The organism is uncultured Allobosea sp., from assembly GCF_945956895.1.
Taxonomy (GTDB): domain Bacteria; phylum Pseudomonadota; class Alphaproteobacteria; order Rhizobiales; family Beijerinckiaceae; genus Allobosea.
In genome coordinates, this window is record NZ_CAMFJF010000001.1 from 138,187 (window position 1) to 153,253 (window position 15,067).

The 15,067-nt window shown below is 65.4% G+C and carries 14 protein-coding genes; 8 read left to right on the forward strand and 6 right to left on the reverse strand.

The window, feature by feature from the left end:
* Window positions 1-9 precede the first annotated feature (9 nt).
* Window positions 10-303 (reverse strand): hypothetical protein, encoded by a 294-nt coding sequence (locus Q0Q02_RS00695; RefSeq protein ID WP_293806124.1) that lies wholly within the window; start codon window positions 301-303, stop codon window positions 10-12.
* Between Q0Q02_RS00695 and Q0Q02_RS00700 the strand changes: the two genes are divergently transcribed.
* The gene (locus tag Q0Q02_RS00700; RefSeq protein ID WP_293806125.1) at window positions 296-1,648 is read left to right on the forward strand and encodes a pilus assembly protein; all 1,353 of its coding nucleotides are present in this window, start codon (window positions 296-298) and stop codon (window positions 1,646-1,648) included. The genes Q0Q02_RS00695 and Q0Q02_RS00700 overlap by 8 nt on opposite strands.
* Here the strand turns inward: Q0Q02_RS00700 and Q0Q02_RS00705 are convergent.
* From Q0Q02_RS00705 to Q0Q02_RS00715, 3 genes are all read right to left on the reverse strand, one after another.
* Window positions 1,623-2,252, reverse strand: a complete 630-nt coding sequence (locus tag Q0Q02_RS00705) for an HD family hydrolase (RefSeq protein ID WP_293806126.1) — start codon at window positions 2,250-2,252, stop codon at window positions 1,623-1,625. The genes Q0Q02_RS00700 and Q0Q02_RS00705 overlap by 26 nt on opposite strands.
* Window positions 2,253-2,394: 142 nt before the next feature.
* Window positions 2,395-3,036, reverse strand: a complete 642-nt coding sequence (locus tag Q0Q02_RS00710; protein ID WP_293806127.1) for a DNA-3-methyladenine glycosylase I — start codon at window positions 3,034-3,036, stop codon at window positions 2,395-2,397.
* Window positions 3,033-3,932 (reverse strand): folate-binding protein, encoded by a 900-nt coding sequence (locus Q0Q02_RS00715; RefSeq protein ID WP_293806128.1) that lies wholly within the window; start codon window positions 3,930-3,932, stop codon window positions 3,033-3,035. Before Q0Q02_RS00715 ends, Q0Q02_RS00710 begins: the two co-directional genes overlap by 4 nt.
* A gap of 151 nt (window positions 3,933-4,083) precedes the next feature.
* On the opposite strand from Q0Q02_RS00715, the gene Q0Q02_RS00720 reads away from it, so the two are divergent.
* From Q0Q02_RS00720 to Q0Q02_RS00735, 4 genes are all read left to right on the forward strand, one after another.
* Window positions 4,084-5,424, forward strand: coding sequence for a dihydroorotase (locus Q0Q02_RS00720; RefSeq protein WP_293806129.1), 1,341 nt, complete (start codon window positions 4,084-4,086; stop codon window positions 5,422-5,424).
* 344 nt (window positions 5,425-5,768) lie between these two features.
* Window positions 5,769-6,191: a YciI family protein gene (locus Q0Q02_RS00725; RefSeq protein ID WP_293806130.1), complete on the forward strand. Its 423-nt coding sequence runs from the start codon at window positions 5,769-5,771 to the stop codon at window positions 6,189-6,191.
* Window positions 6,192-6,264: 73 nt separating this feature from the next.
* Entirely contained in the window at window positions 6,265-6,690 is a 426-nt protein-coding gene (locus Q0Q02_RS00730) for a YciI family protein (RefSeq protein WP_293806131.1), read from the forward strand.
* Between the two features lie 53 nt (window positions 6,691-6,743).
* Window positions 6,744-8,027 carry an RNA polymerase sigma factor gene (locus tag Q0Q02_RS00735; RefSeq protein WP_293806132.1) on the forward strand — a complete coding sequence of 428 codons (1,284 nt, stop codon included), beginning with the start codon at window positions 6,744-6,746 and terminating at the stop codon, window positions 8,025-8,027.
* Between the two features lie 160 nt (window positions 8,028-8,187).
* Here the strand turns inward: Q0Q02_RS00735 and Q0Q02_RS00740 are convergent, their stop codons facing one another.
* A complete protein-coding gene (locus Q0Q02_RS00740) occupies window positions 8,188-9,534 on the reverse strand; it encodes a UDP-glucose/GDP-mannose dehydrogenase family protein (protein ID WP_293806133.1) in 1,347 nt (448 codons plus the stop codon).
* Window positions 9,535-9,760: 226 nt separating this feature from the next.
* Here Q0Q02_RS00740 and pgm point away from each other — a divergent pair, with 226 nt between their 5' ends.
* Window positions 9,761-11,419 (forward strand): phosphoglucomutase (alpha-D-glucose-1,6-bisphosphate-dependent), encoded by a 1,659-nt coding sequence (gene pgm / locus Q0Q02_RS00745; protein ID WP_293806134.1) that lies wholly within the window; start codon window positions 9,761-9,763, stop codon window positions 11,417-11,419.
* 411 nt (window positions 11,420-11,830) lie between these two features.
* On the opposite strand, the gene Q0Q02_RS00750 is transcribed toward pgm, so the two are convergent.
* Window positions 11,831-12,469: an isochorismatase family protein gene (locus Q0Q02_RS00750; RefSeq protein WP_293806135.1), complete on the reverse strand. Its 639-nt coding sequence runs from the start codon at window positions 12,467-12,469 to the stop codon at window positions 11,831-11,833.
* 224 nt (window positions 12,470-12,693) lie between these two features.
* Here Q0Q02_RS00750 and Q0Q02_RS00755 point away from each other — a divergent pair, with 224 nt between their 5' ends.
* Window positions 12,694-13,356: a TetR/AcrR family transcriptional regulator gene (locus Q0Q02_RS00755; RefSeq protein WP_293806136.1), complete on the forward strand. Its 663-nt coding sequence runs from the start codon at window positions 12,694-12,696 to the stop codon at window positions 13,354-13,356.
* Window positions 13,357-13,649: 293 nt separating this feature from the next.
* Complete coding sequence (locus Q0Q02_RS00760; protein WP_293806137.1) at window positions 13,650-15,008, forward strand: sugar ABC transporter substrate-binding protein; 1,359 nt, start codon at window positions 13,650-13,652, stop codon at window positions 15,006-15,008.
* The last annotated feature ends 59 nt before the right edge of the window (window positions 15,009-15,067 follow it).

The window sequence follows — 15,067 nt, forward strand, 5'->3', positions numbered from 1 at the left end:
GTTCTCCGATCAGGTTGGAGCGATCATTCCTCGAAACACCGTTTTGCAAAATCCGGAAAAAATGACGATCACTTGTTCAATATCGGGAATAATCTCGTTTGTAGGCCAGGAAACGAGAATGCTCTTCATGGTTGTGCCTATGCTGCGGTGAACGCAAAATGATGCAACGGCAGGGCCTTTCGCTTCAAAATGTGCAGATAGGCTCGACTTCCGTAAATCGGCTTCAGCAATTCGTAAGCTCCAACTGCCAACGCTTCCGGGGTCGAATGCGGCAATCCGACCCTGGATGAGACAGATGATCAAGATCGGCTTCCTGCCTGGGATGGTCAGGCGCTTCCGTAGGGATCAGCGCGGCAACGTGGCGATGATGTTCGGGCTCGCGCTGGTTCCGCTGATGGGCGTCGTCGGCGTCGCCATCGATTATTCCCGCGCCAGCAACGCGCGCCAGGCCCTGAATTCGGCGATCGACTCCGCGGCGCTGATGGCGGCGCGCGATGCCCAGAAGCTGTCGGACGCGGATCTCAGGACCCGTATCAACGCCTGGATCAAGGATAACCTGCCTCCCGACGTGAAGGGGGAATACGACAGCGCGACGATCACGATCGACCGCACGGCGCGGACGATCAAGATCGCGGCCAAGGCCAATGTGCCGACGACGATCACCAACCTGCTTGGCAAGACCGTGCTGCCGGTCAGCAGCACCAGCCAGTCGACCTGGGGAACCAACACGATCGAGCTCGCGCTGGTGCTCGATAACACCGGGTCTATGGCTCAAAACAACAAGATGACGAACCTGAAGACGGCTTCGAAGAGCCTTCTCACCATCATGAAGAACGCCGCCATCACGACGGATCAGATCCGCGTCTCGATCGTACCATTCAACACGCAGGTCCGCATCTCACGCAGCTTCAAGGACGAGACGTGGATGCGCTATGGACTGGTACGAAATGTAACTTACAACACAAACAATCGTGCTTATTACGTAAATAATACAAATATCAGAGTATACGATACAGGTAATCTAAGCTGCGATTCAAGTGGAATTACATGTACGTACAAAACGGTCACGAAATCGACTTGGTCGGCTTCCAGCCAGGGTTGCATCACAGACCGCGACAAGAACTACGATACCACGGATGGTGGGTCGTATTCGGCAAGTGAACAGCAATATCCGGCATTCTGGTGCAGCCAGACGTCGCTCGCGGAAATCATGCCGCTGAGCTCCGACTGGACGGCCCTGTCCGCGCGGGTCGACACGATGACGCCGGCTGGCAACACGAACGTCACGATCGGCGCCATGTGGGGCTGGGCGACCTTGACGCCGGCCGCGCCCTTCACCGAGGCGAAGCCTGCGACCGAGCCGAACCTCAAGAAGTACATGATCCTGCTGACGGACGGCGACAACACGGAAAACCGCTTTACCGCCACAGGCAGCGATATCGACGCACGCACCAGGCTCGCCTGCACGAATGCCAAGGCGGCCGGCATCAAAATCTACACGATCCGCGTCATCGATGGTGACGCCGACCTGCTCAAAGGCTGCGCCAGCGATCCCAGCATGTATTACGACGTGACGAATGCCTCGCAGCTCGACCCGATCTTCAAGGCGATCGCCAACGAGATCAGCGCGGTGCGTCTGACCCTGTAAGCCCGCCCCCGCCGAGCGCAGCGAAGCGCGCCAGGAAGCGCGCTTGCGCCGCCTCGGTGTCGAGCGGATCGAGCCAGGCCAGGACCTCGGCCGGCAGCGCCTGCGGCCGGCCGAAGAATTTCAGCGCCTCCTCGCGGCCGAAGCCGGCGAGGCGCGTGGCCTCGAAGAAGGCGGCGATGGTATCGGCCTCCTTGATCCTGCGCTTCAGGGCGGCCGGCGTCGCCGCCGGCAGGCCGAAGCGCAGATGGATCGCTGCCAGCAGGCGCAGTTCCACGCTCTTGTAGGCGTCGCCCATCACCACCTTGAACGGCGAGATCATGTCGCCGATCACATATTCAGGCGCGTCATGCAGCAGCGCCATCAGGCGCCAGCCCTCGCTCCAATCCGGGTTGAGATGGCTCGCGATCGCCTCGACCAGCAGCGAATGCTGCGCGACCGAGAAGGAATGAGCGCCGTGGGTCTGCCCGTTCCAGCGGGCGACGCGGGCAAGCCCGTGGGCGATGTCCTCGATCTCGATGTCGAGCGGCGAGGGATCGAGCAGATCGAGCCTTCGGCCCGAGAGCATGCGCTGCCAGGCGCGCGGCGGGGCGGAGCTACGGGCCATGGTCAGGCTTTTCCCGTCATTGCGAGGAGAGAAGCGACGAAGCAATCCAGGGGGACCGGGCTGAATCGTTTCACCCAGTCCTCCCTGGATTGCTTCGCTACGCTCGCAATGACGAGGTGGGGCACGAGGGCGATATTCGTCGTCATGCCGCGCGGCTGTCACGCGCCAGCGCGGCGCATTCGCTCCAGCGAAAGCAGCCGGTCAGGTGGTCGTTCACCAACCCGCAGGCCTCCATGAAGGCGTAGACGATGGTGGGACCGCAGAAGGTGAAGCCGGCCCTCTTCAACTCCTTCGATATCGTCTCCGAAACATTGGTCTGGGTCGGCACCTCGCCCTGCGTGCGATAGCTGTTCTGCAGGACGCGGCCGTCGAGGTGCTTCCAGAGGAAGTCCGCGAAGGGCTCGCGCTCGCTGAGCCTGAGATAGGCCTGCGCGCTCTTGACCGTGCCCTCGATCTTACCGCGATGGCGGATGATGCCGGGATCGGCGAGCAGGCGCTGGATATCGGCTTCGGTGAAGCGCGCGACCTTTTCCGGCTCGAAATCGGCGAAGCCGGCACGGAACGCGTCGCGCTTCCTCAGGATGGTGATCCAGGAGAGGCCGGCCTGGAAGCCGTCGAGGATCAGCTTCTCCCAGAGCGCGCGGGAATCGTATTCCGGCACGCCCCATTCGGTGTCGTGATAGGCGAGATAGAGCGGGTCGGTGCCCGGCCAGCGGCAGCGGAACTTGCCATCCGGGCCTTGGATGGCGACGCGCTCTTCGGTCAGGATGTCGGCGCCACTCATAGGGCAGCTCCTGCGGTGACTCCAAAGCCAGCCTCGCCGGGGAAGGGGAAGCGGATGAAGTCGGGTTTTTCCGCGAGATGGAAGGCGAGCCCGCCGCCAAGCGGGGTTATGCCGGCGGCGAGCGCGTCAGCCAGCCGGTCGAGGCGGAGCAGGGCGAGCGCCCGGCCATTCGCGCCCGAGCCGACGGTGCCGAGCGGCTTGCCGCCGGCCGTGGCCTCGGCGCCGGTCTCGGTCGCGATGCCATCGTCGAAGACGATCGGCACGACGCGGGTGCGGGCCGTGCCGCGATGCTGCATGCGGGAGACGACCTCCTGCCCGATATAGCAGCCCTTCTTGAAGGAGACGCCGCCGAGCTGGTCGAGCAGCGCCTCATGCGGGAAGGTGTCGCCATAGGCGAAGTCGCGTCCACCTGCGGGCACGCCGAGCGTGATGCGACGTGCGTGATAGGCCTCCGGCTCGGCGGTGACGAGCGCCTCGATGCCCTCACGATCGGCAATGGCGCGCTGGCCGAGCGCCGGCAGGCGCGGGTCGTCATAGACGAAGCCGGCATCCGCGGGCAGGGGGGCGCCATCGACCGAGGCCAGCACGGCGCTCTTCTCGGTGAGATCCTCGAGCGCGACCTTGGCGCGCAGCTTGTAGAGCTTCAGGCGTTTCATCAGGTCTGCGGTCTGGAGCAGGGGCGTCTCGAGCAGGAAGCCGCCGCCATCCTCCGGCGTCAGCGCGAGGATGAAGAAATCGCAGATCATCTTGCCTTGCGGCGTCAGCAGCGCGCCGTAGCCGGCCTGTCCGGGCACGACCGGGTCGAGATCGTTGGTCACGAGGTTCTGCAGGAAATCGCGCGCGTCATCGCCGCTGACGCGGATGACGCCGCGATCGATCAATCGGGTTGCGGACATGGACAGCCGTTCCAGTTCTGATGTCGGGCCGAAGCTCGTCAGCCGAATGGGGATGATGGCGCCACCCGAAAACTGTTTGGGCTTCCGGGACGGCGCGTTGGCCGATAGGTAGGCTGCATCCCGCCTTTGCTCAACCTCCCGGAGACATGCCATGCCCCAGACTTACGACGTCATCCTCAAGGGCGGCACGGTGGTGAACCAGGATGGCCGCGTCGTGCGCGATGTCGGCGTCACCGGCGGCAAGATCATGGCGCTGGGCGATCTCTCGCAGGCCTCGGCCGGCGAGGTCGTCGATTGCACCGGCCTGCACATCCTGCCGGGCGTGATCGACAGCCAGGTGCATTTCCGCGAGCCGGGGCTCGACCACAAGGAAGACCTGGAGAGCGGATCGCGCTCGGCCGCGCTTGGCGGCGTGACCTGCGTCTTCGAGATGCCGAACACGATCCCGCAGACGGTGACGCCGGAGGCGCTGGCCGACAAGGTCAGGCGCGGCCGGCACCGCATGCATTGCGACTTCGCCTTCTGGGTCGGCGGCACGCATGAGAATGCCCATGACGTACCGGAACTGGAGCGCCTGCCGGGCGCGGCCGGCATCAAGGTGTTCATGGGCTCCTCCACCGGCGACCTGCTGGTCGAGGACGACCGGGGCGTCGCCGAGATCCTGAAGCGCACGCGCCGGCGCGCCGCCTTCCATTCCGAAGACGAGATGATGCTGCGCGAGCGCATGCCGCTGCGGGTCGAGGGCGATCCGTCGAGCCACCCGGTCTGGCGCTCGCCAGAGGTGGCGCTGACCTGCACGAAGCGGCTGGTGCGGATCGCGCGCGAGACCGGCGCGCGCGTCCATATCCTGCATATCTCGACCGGCGAGGAGATGGTCTTCCTGAAGGACCACAAGGATGTCGCCACCGTCGAGGTGCTGCCGAACCATCTGACGCTGGTCGCGCCCGATTGCTACGAGCGGCTTGGCACCTATGCCCAGATGAACCCGCCGATCCGCGACGACAGCCACCGCCGGCGCATCTGGTGGGGCGTCGAGCAGGGCATCGTCGACGTGCTCGGCTCCGATCACGCGCCGCATACCCATGAAGAGAAGCACCACCCCTATCCGGCGAGCCACTCCGGCATGCCGGGCGTGCAGACGCTGGTGCCGATCATGCTCGACCATGTGAATGCCGGCCGGCTGACGCTGGAGCGCTTCGTCGATCTCAGCAGCGCCGGGCCGCAGCGCATCTTCGGGCTGGAGGGCAAGGGCCGGATCGCGGTCGGCTACGATGCGGATTTCACCATCGTCGACCTCAAGCGCCGCGAGACGATCACCAAGGAATGGAGCGCCTCGAAATGCGGCTGGACGCCCTATGACGGCGTCACTGTCACCGGCTGGCCAGTCGGCACCTTCGTGCGCGGCCTCAAGGTGATGTGGGAGGGCGAACTGACGTCCCCTTCGCAGGGCGAGCCGGCGCGCTTCCTGGAGGCTCTGCCGCGCGGCGCCTGACGCCGCCTTGTCTTGACCAGCCCTCATCCTGAGGAGCGGCCGAAGGCTGCGTCTCGAAGGATGCTCCAGGAGGTTCGAGGGCAATCTGGACCATCCTTCGAGACGGCCCTTGCGGGCCTCCTCAGGATGAGGGCTGAAGGATCGATCACGGGGATGTCGAAACCCGCTGGAGCCGCGTGCGTTCCTGCTTGATCCGTGGAGGCGCGGGCGGCTCCGCAAAAAAACGAAAAAAGATTCCCGGCGTTGTCGATTCCGGTCGCGCCCGTTCGACGTGCAGTCAGAGAACGGGTTTCGGCGGTCCGCGCCGGAGCCGCCCGGTTCTCCCAAACCCGAGGAGAAGACCGATGCGCGTGATGGTTCTGGTCAAGGCCAGCAAGGACAGCGAAGCCGGCGTGATGCCGGATCCGGACGTCTTCGCGAAGATGGGCGTCTATAACGAAGAGCTGATCAAGGCCGGCATCCTGCTGGCTGCGGAAGGCTTGCACCCGACGTCGAAGGGCATCCGCATGCGCTTCTCTGGCAGCGAGCGGGCTATCACGGACGGCCCTTTCGCCGAGACCAAGGAGCTGCTCGCCGGTTTCTGGCTCTGGCAGGTGAAGTCCTTCGACGAGGCGGTCGAGTGGCTGAAGCGCGCGCCCTTCGACGGCAACACCGAGATCGAGCTCCGGCCCGTCTTCGAGATGGAGGATTTCGGAGAAATGGTGACGCCGGAGCGGCGCGAACGGAAGGAACAGCTGCGCGCGGAATTCGAGAAGCGCCCCGGCTGAGCCGGCCCGATACCCCAAATCCAACTCAATGGACGGTGCAGGCGATGCGCCCGTCTCTTACAGGAGAAAACCGATGCGTTTCATGGTGATGGTCAAGGCGACCAAGGACAGCGAAGCCGGCGCTCCGCCGACCCAGGAGCTGCTCGAGGCGATGATGGCCTATAACGAAGAGCTGGTGAAAGCCGGCATCATGAAGGGCGGCGACGGTCTGCAGCCCAGCTCGAAGGGCGCCCGCGTCCAGTTCGATGGCGCCAAGCGCTCCGTCGTCGACGGGCCCTTCGCTGAGACCAAGGAACTGGTCGCCGGCTACTGGCTCTGGGAATGCGCCTCGCTCGACGAGGCGATCGCCTGGGTCAAGCGCTGCCCCAACCCGATGCCCGGCCCGTCCGAGATCGAGATCCGGCCACTGTTCGAGCTGGCCGATTTCGGTGAGATCGTCAGGCCGGAGACCGCGGCGCAGTGGGACCGGCTCAAGGCCGAGTCCGAGGGCCAGGGCTGAGCGATCGCGGCACCGCTTGCCAGCCGGTGGGCTGATGGTGTGTATCGCTTCCCATGTCGGGCAGCGATGCACACCGCACCATCGAGACGGTCTGGCGCATGGAGTCGCCCCGGCTGATCGCGGGGCTTGCGCGTCTGACCCGCGATGTCGGCCGGGCCGAGGAGCTGGCGCAGGATGCGCTGGTCGCCGCGCTGAAGCAATGGCCCGAAGAGGGCGTTCCGCGCAATCCAGCGGCCTGGCTGATGCAGGTCGCCAAGCATCGCGCCGCGGACGCTGCTCGCCACGAGATCATGGCCCGGCGCAAGCAGGACGAGATCGGCCGCGATATCGACAGTGAAGGGTCGGCGATGCCCGATCTCGACGAGGCGCTCGACGACGAGGTCGGTGACGACCTGTTGCGCCTGATCTTCACCGCCTGCCATCCGGTCCTGCCCAAGGAGGCGCGGATCGCGCTGACGCTCAGGCTGCTCGGCGGGCTGACGACCGACGAGATCGCGCGCGCCTTCCTGGTGCCGGAACCGACGATGGCGCAGCGCATCGTGCGGGCGAAGAAGACGCTGAGCGACGCGAAGGTGCCTTATGAGGTCCCGGCCGGTGCCGAACTCGGCGAGCGCCTCGCCTCGGTGCTGGAGGTCGTCTACCTGATCTTCAACGAAGGGTATTCCGCGACCGCCGGCGAGGACTGGGTCAGGCCGGGCTTGTGCGAAGAGGCGCTGCGGTTGGGGCGCATCCTGGCGGCGCGGGCGCCTGACGAGCCCGAGGTCCACGGCCTCGTTGCGCTGATGGAATTGCAGGCGTCGCGACTCCGGGCGCGGGTCGGTCCTGATGGCGAGCCGATCCTGCTGCTCGATCAGAACCGCGCCCGCTGGGACCGATTGCTGATCGGGCGCGGCCTTACGGGATTGGAGCGAGCGCAGCAGCTCGCCGGCGCGGCGCCGGGGCCCTATCTGCTGCAGGCGGCGTTGGCCGCCTGTCATGCGCGTGCCCGAACCGCCGACGAGACCGACTGGAAGCGGATCGTCGCGCTCTATACGGTGCTCGGGCATGTGACGCCGTCGCCGGTCGTCGCGCTCAATCGCGCCGTGGCGGTCAGCATGGCGGAGGGGCCGGAGGCGGGGCTCGCCCTGGTCGAAGCGCTGGCCGGCGAGCCCGCGCTCAAGCGCTATCACCTGCTGCCGGGCGTGCGCGGCGATCTGCTCGCCAAGCTCGGCCGCCACCAGGAGGCGGCGGAGGCTTTCGAAAGCGCGGTGGCTCTCACGCAGAACGCCCGGGAACGGGCGCTGATGCGGGAGCGGGCGGCGAAAGAACGCGCGGCGGGTCAGGGTATGCTGCCTTGATGGAAACGCGGTCATCCCGGACGCAGCGAAGCGGAGATCCGGGATCCATTCCCGAACCTTGATCGGAAACGCTCCGGCATGGATCCCGGGTCAAGCCCGGGATGACGACGTGTTTCCTTGCGTAATCACGCTCCCATGACGCGAGCCTTGCGCCCTTTGCTCAGGCAGCCGTATCGGCTTCCTTGCCTTCGGGCGCCGCGAGGCCGCGCCCGACATCCGCATAGGTGAAGCCCTTCGCCCGGACCTGCTCGGCTCGGTAGACATTGCGCAGGTCGACGAGGATCGGAGCCGTCATCGCCGCCTTGACCCGGTCGAGATCGAGCGCGCGGAAGATGTTCCACTCTGTCACGATCACCGCGGCGTCAGCGCCCGTCACGCACTCATAGGCGTCACTGCAATAGGCGACGCCGGCCGGCAGGACGGCCTTGGCCTGCTCCATGCCCTCGGGATCATAGGCACGGATCGTGGCGCCGCCGTCGATGAGTGCCGTGACCACGGCGATCGAGGGCGCGTCACGCATGTCGTCGGTGTTCGGCTTGAAGGTGAGGCCGAGTATCGCGATCGTCTTGCTGCGCACGGAGCCGCCGCAGGCCGCGATCACCTTGCGCCCCATCGCCCGCTTGCGCTGGTCGTTCACGGCCGCGACCGTCTCGACGATGCGCGACGGCGCGCCGTAATCCTGCGCCGTCTTGATCAGCGCGAGCGTGTCCTTCGGGAAGCAGGAGCCGCCATAGCCCGGCCCCGCATGCAGGAATTTCGAGCCGATGCGGTTGTCGAGACCCATGCCGCGGGCGACATCCTGGACATTGGCGCCGACCTGCTCGCAGAGATCGGCGATCTCGTTGATGAAGGTGATCTTCGTCGCCAGGAAGGCGTTGGCGGCGTATTTCGTCAGCTCCGCCGTGCGCCGGCCGGTGTTCAGGATCGGCGCGTTGTTGAGATAGAGCGGCCGGTAGATATCGGCCATCACGGTGCGCGCCTGCTCGTCCTCGGTGCCGACGACGATACGGTCCGGCCGCTTGAAATCCTCGATCGCGGCGCCCTCGCGCAGGAACTCGGGGTTGGAGACGACGGCGAAATCGGCATCGGGCCGTAGTTCCCGGATGATGCGTTCGACCTCGTCGCCGGTGCCGACCGGGACCGTCGACTTGGTCACGATCACCGTGTAGCCGTCGAGCGCCCGGGCGATCTCGCGGGTCGCGGCATAGACATAGGACAGGTCGGCGAAGCCGTCGCCGCGGCGCGAGGGCGTGCCGACCGCGATGAAGACCGCATCGGCCTCGGCGACAGGGCCGGCGAGATCGGTGGTGAAGGACAGCCGGCCCGCTGCCGCATTCGTCCGCACCAACTCCGACAGGCCGGGCTCGAAGATTGGGATCTCGCCACGCTTCAGCGCCGCGACCTTGGCCTCGACCTTGTCGACGCAGACGACCTCGTGGCCGAAATCGGCAAAGCAGGCGCCGGAGACAAGCCCGACATAGCCCGAGCCCACCATCACGATCTTCATCGATAGCTCCCGTCCGCGAGACGATAATGCAGGGGCGCGTACTAGCCCGCCTTTGCAACAAGCGCGAGAAAAAAGCGGCTTTTTCAGGGGGCGCGTGAATCGATGCGGGGAGCTTCTGCGATCGTGACGTGACGTGCCGCGACCCTGTCGCATTCCGTTGCAACTCTGTTCATGCCGGCGTCTATAAGGGATGTCGCATCCTGACTTGCCTACAACGAGACCCTTCATGAGCGATTCCGTGAGTCCCCTGGCCGGCAAGCGACTTGAGCCCGGCCAACTTGTCGATGTGGCGGCCCTCACCAAAGCCTATTACGAGCAACCCGATCCCGCGCAGCGTTCGCAGCAGGTCGCCTTCGGCACCTCCGGTCATCGCGGCTCGGCGCTGCTGCGTTCTTTCAACGAGGCGCATATCCTGGCGATCGCGCAGGCGCTCTGCCTCTATCGCCGCGAGCAGGGCATCGACGGGCCGCTTTTCCTCGGCATCGATACCCATGCGCTGTCGCGCAATGCCTTCGAGACCGTGCTGGAGGTCTTCGCCGCCAATGGCGTCGCCACAATCATCGACGAGAAGCTCGGCTTCACGCCGACCCCGGTGATCTCGCATGCCATCATCGCGCATAATCGCGGCCGGACGGCCGGGCTCGCCGATGGCGTTGTGATCTCGCCCTCGCATAATCCGCCGGCCGATGGCGGCCTGAAATATAATCCCCCCCATGGCGGGCCGGCCGATACCGACGCAACCGGCTGGATCGAGAAGCGCGCCAATGCCTTCCTCGCCGATAAGCTCGCCGGCATCCAGCGGGTGCCCTACGAGCGCGCGTTGAAGAGCGAGCATGTCCACCGCCACGATTACATCACCGGTTATGTCTCCGACCTCGCCAGTGTCGTGGACATGGAGGCGATCCGGCAGGCCGGCGTCGTCATCGGCATCGATCCGCTCGGCGGGGCCGGGCTCGACTACTACCAGCCGATCATCGACCGCTATGGGCTCAACGCGACGATCGTCAGCAAGGAGGTCGACCCGACCTTCGGCTTCATGACGGCGGACTGGGACGGCAAGATCCGGATGGATTGCTCCTCGCCCTATGCGATGGCGAGCCTGATCGGCATGCGCGACCGCTTCGACGTCGCCTTCGCCAACGATACCGATGCCGACCGGCACGGCATCGTGACGCGCAGCAGCGGGCTGATGAACCCGAACCATTATCTCGCGACGGCCAGCGCCTACCTCTTCGCCAACCGGCCGGGCTGGCGGGCGGATGCGGCGATCGGCAAGACGGCAGTCTCAAGCGCGATCATCGACCGCGTCGCCGCCAAGCTCGGGCGGCGCCTCGTCGAGGTGCCGGTCGGCTTTAAATGGTTCGTCGACGGGCTGATCTCGGGCAGCTTCGGCTTCGCGGGCGAGGAGAGCGCAGGCGCCTCCTTCCTGCGCATGGATGGGACGGCCTGGACCACCGACAAGGACGGCATCATTCTCGGCCTGCTCGCCGCCGAGATCACCGCCAAGACCGGCAGCGATCCCGGCGTGCTCTATCGCCAGCTCACGGCTGAACTCGGCGAGCCCTGCTATGCGCGCGTCGATGCGCCGGCGAGCGCCAGCCAGAAGGCGGTCCTGAAGAATCTCTCGGCCGAACAGATCGCGACGAAGGAACTGGCGGGCCAGCCGATCACGGCGGTCCTGAGCAATGCTCCGGGGAATGGCGCACCGATCGGCGGCCTCAAGGTGACGGCGGCGGATGGCTGGTTCGCGGCACGGCCTTCCGGCACCGAGGAAGTCTACAAGATCTATGCGGAGAGCTTCCGGGACGAGGCACATCTCGCCGCGATCCAGGAGGAGGCACGCCGCATCGTCGGGCAGGCTCTCACGGCTGCCGGGGCGGCTTGAAGTGCGGTGGACCGGCATTGGCGACGACCAGTGCCGGCCTGTCGGTCAATTGTCGATGGACGGAGCCCGCTCGACCAGTTCGAGAAAGATGGCGGCGCAGGCCAGCCAGATAATCATCGACCAGATAATCATCGTCCCTCCCGAATTTATGCGGTTTTTCAGCATAGCCGGAGATCGGGGTACGGCAAGCGCTCGCCAATTTCGATGAAGTTCGAATGACTTAAGTGGCGCTTGCGCCCCGAAGGCGCGGCGTTTCTGCCGCAGGGGATCAGCGGACTGATTCGCGTTGTCGAAGTATCGCGCAGCGGCGCGGCTTGCGCCGCAGGGCGACGGCCGATGGCGGGGCCGTCGCGCGTCCTTGGATACCGCGCACCGCCGCAAGCGGCTGCGTTGCGGTGCGCGGCTGGTGCCTCAGGCGGCGTTCTGCTGGTGCCAGTCTTCCAGATAGGCCAGCACGGTCTTCAGGTCGGAGATGTCGACATAGCGGCGGCCGAGATCGCGGAGGTTGTCGCGATGCGGCTGCTCCTCGATATCGCCGACGCAATCCTCGGGAACGATGGTCCGGTAGCGGTAGCTGAAGCTGTCGATCGAGGTTGCGCGGATACAGCCCGAGGTGTTGCAGCCGGTGACGATCACCGTGTCGACGCGCTCCTTGTTGAAATAGTCGCTGACGCCGGTGTTGAAGAAGATCGACGGAGCCTTCTTGCAGATCGTGAGATCGTAGTCGGGGTCGTAGATGCGCGGGTCGAAGGCGGCGCTCGGATGGTCGTGCCGGAAGGTCTCGCGCACGGCGGTGATCTTCCAATACGGCATCTCGCGCTCGTTCATATAGGCCGTGTTGCAGTTCGCGACCGGCACGTTGTAGCGGCGCGCGACCTCCAGCAATTTCGCCGTGTTCTCCACGGCGCGCATGACGAGCGGCGCCCCGCCGAGAGGATATTGGGCATCGGTGAAGCCGGTCTGGAAATCGACGACGACGATGCCGGGCTTCATGCCGAAGCCGACCGGGATCTCGCCATAGCTCCTGTTCCTGTAGTCGTCGTCCGTCATGGGCTCATCCCTCCTGCGTGAGCGAACATCGTCGCGGTCCGGGCACGGTAGTTCCGCGAAAAAATCAGGCAAGATTGTTTTTTATAGCGTCGACACGCCGACTGGGCGAGGCGATAAGGAGTGAGGGCGTAGTGCGCGCCGGTTTCCCGGTTCGTGCGTCGGATGCCCGGAGAGCCGGCTTCACTTAGCAGGCAGAGCTGGCGCAGCATCAAGGTGGGACAGGGATGACGAAGGTCTCACGCTCCGAGCGTCAGCAGCAGGCGCGTAGCGTCGCAACCTATGAGCGGCTGATCGAGGCCACGCTCGATGTCATCCACGATGTCGGCTATCACGCGGCCACCACGCAGGAGATCGCCGCGCGCGCCAAGGTCTCGCGCGGGGCGCTGCTCTATCACTTCCCCGCCCGGGCCGACATCATCCTGGCCGCGATGGAGCGGCTGCTCGACGACGGCACGGCCGAGATCCGCGCCGTCGCCCTGCGCGTGCAGAAGGGCGAATTGTCGCTCGAAGGCTTCGTCGGCTTCCTCTGGGAGCTGTTTTCCGGCCGCTTCTTCTATCTGTCGCTGGAGATGATCACCGAGGCGCGCAACGATGCCGACCTGCGGCAGCGCATGATCCCCGTCGTCAAGCGCTTCCACGAGGCGCTCGATGCGACCTGGGTCGAGTTCTGCGACCCGCAGACGCGCTCGGCCCGCCAGGCCCGCATCATTCTGAACCTGACGGTCTGCCTGGTGCGCGGCATGGGCGTGCAGAGCGTGCTGCGCCAGGACCCCGATTATTTCATCGACATGATCGAGGCCTGGAAGGCGCTGCTTCCACAACTGGTCGCGGGCAGCGCGGGGGACGCGATGTTCGACGGGGCGCGGTTCCGGGGCATGGTGGAGTGACGCCGGAGGCATAAGGGACGCTTGCGAGCCTCGCGCCCTTCGTCGCTAGCCCCGACGCGGTCTGATCGAAGCGGGACGTAGGGGCAACCTTCGGCGTGTCGCCTCCTGCCGAACAGGCCGGAAACCGACCCTCTGCCTCAGTTGCCTTGATATAAATCTCATAACTCGTTGTTTTTATTATATCGATCTAGACATTCTATAGAATGTAGAGAAATAGTGCCTCCGTGGGGGCCGATGCTTCGCAAGGTAGCGGCGCGATAATTTCAAGCGACCACGGCGATCGGGAGGCAGGGATGACACGCGACGAAGATGGCATGGGTTCGACGCGCCGGGCGTTGGCGATCGGCGGTGCAACGGTCCTGGCGGCTCTTGCCGTGACGGGCGGCGCCTGGGCGCAAGAGGCCGATGCGGCTCTCGGAACCGCGGCCGCGCCCGTGAATGTGCGGATGATCGCCAACGAGGCCTTCGCCAAGCAATGGCAGACCAATATGGTGCCGGAATTCAACAAGCGCTTCCCGCATATCAAGGTCACCATCGACGGCGTGCCTTACGCGGAACTGCTCGCGAAGAGCCTGCTCGACGTCACCGGGCCGAGCCCGACCTATGACATCATCATCGCCGACGACCCCTGGATTCCCCAGCTTGCGCAAACCGGCGCGCTGCTCGATCTCAAGAAGGACGCGGCCGCCTGGACGGCGAAGGACTACGACTGGAGCGATTTCAACACGGCGCCGCTCGCAGCCGGCGAATGGCGCGGCGCGCAATATGGCGTGCCGTTGCGCTCGAACCTGCTGCTGATGTTCGTCAACAAGACGCTCTACAAGAAGGCCGGGCTGCCCGAGCCGACACCGAAGCTGACCTGGGACGAATATTTCGCGCAGGCACCCAAGCTGGTCCAGGACACCAACAATGGCGGCAAGCCCAGTGCCTGGGCGATCGATACCTATTTCGCGCGCGATGCGCTGACGCCGACCATCTGGCAGACGATCCTGAATTCGAATGGCGGCGCGCTGCTCGACCAAAACAACAAGCCGGCCTTCAACAACGAAAAGGGCGTGAAGGCCCTGCAGATGCATATCGATCTGCTGAAATACGCGCCGCCCGGAGCGATCAGTCACGGCTTCAACGAGTCGCTGCAGGCGTTCCGCCAGGGCCAGGTCGCGACCATGTTCATGTGGGGCAGCGTTTTCAGGGGAACGGCGGTCGACGCGGCAACCACGACGCTGACACCCGAGCAGGTCGGCATACAGGTCATGCCGGTTGGATCGAGCGGCCCGGGTGCCCATCGCGGCATCTGGAGCGGCGCGGTGACCAACAAGAGCAAGCAGCAGCGTGCCGCCTGGGCGCTGCTGCAATGGCTGAGCTCGAAAGAGGGCGAAGTGTGGCAGGCGAATGCGCTCGGCGTGTTCCCGGCGCGCAAGTCGACGCTGGCGACAAAGCCCGAGAGTGCCTGGCTTACCCCCGTCTATGTCGCACTCCAGCAGGGTTACGATGCGGCACAGGCCGGCGAGATGTGGCGCCCGCGCATGCCGAAGTCCGACGCGGTGCAGCAGGTGCTGGCGGACGAGACCGCGCGGGCCGTCTCCGGCCAGATTCCCGCGGACCAGGCGCTGAAGAACGCCGCGACCCGCATCGAACGCCTGCTGCGATGACACGCACCCGCGCGATGTCGACGGACGAGGCCGCGAGACCGAAGACGTCGCGGATGTGG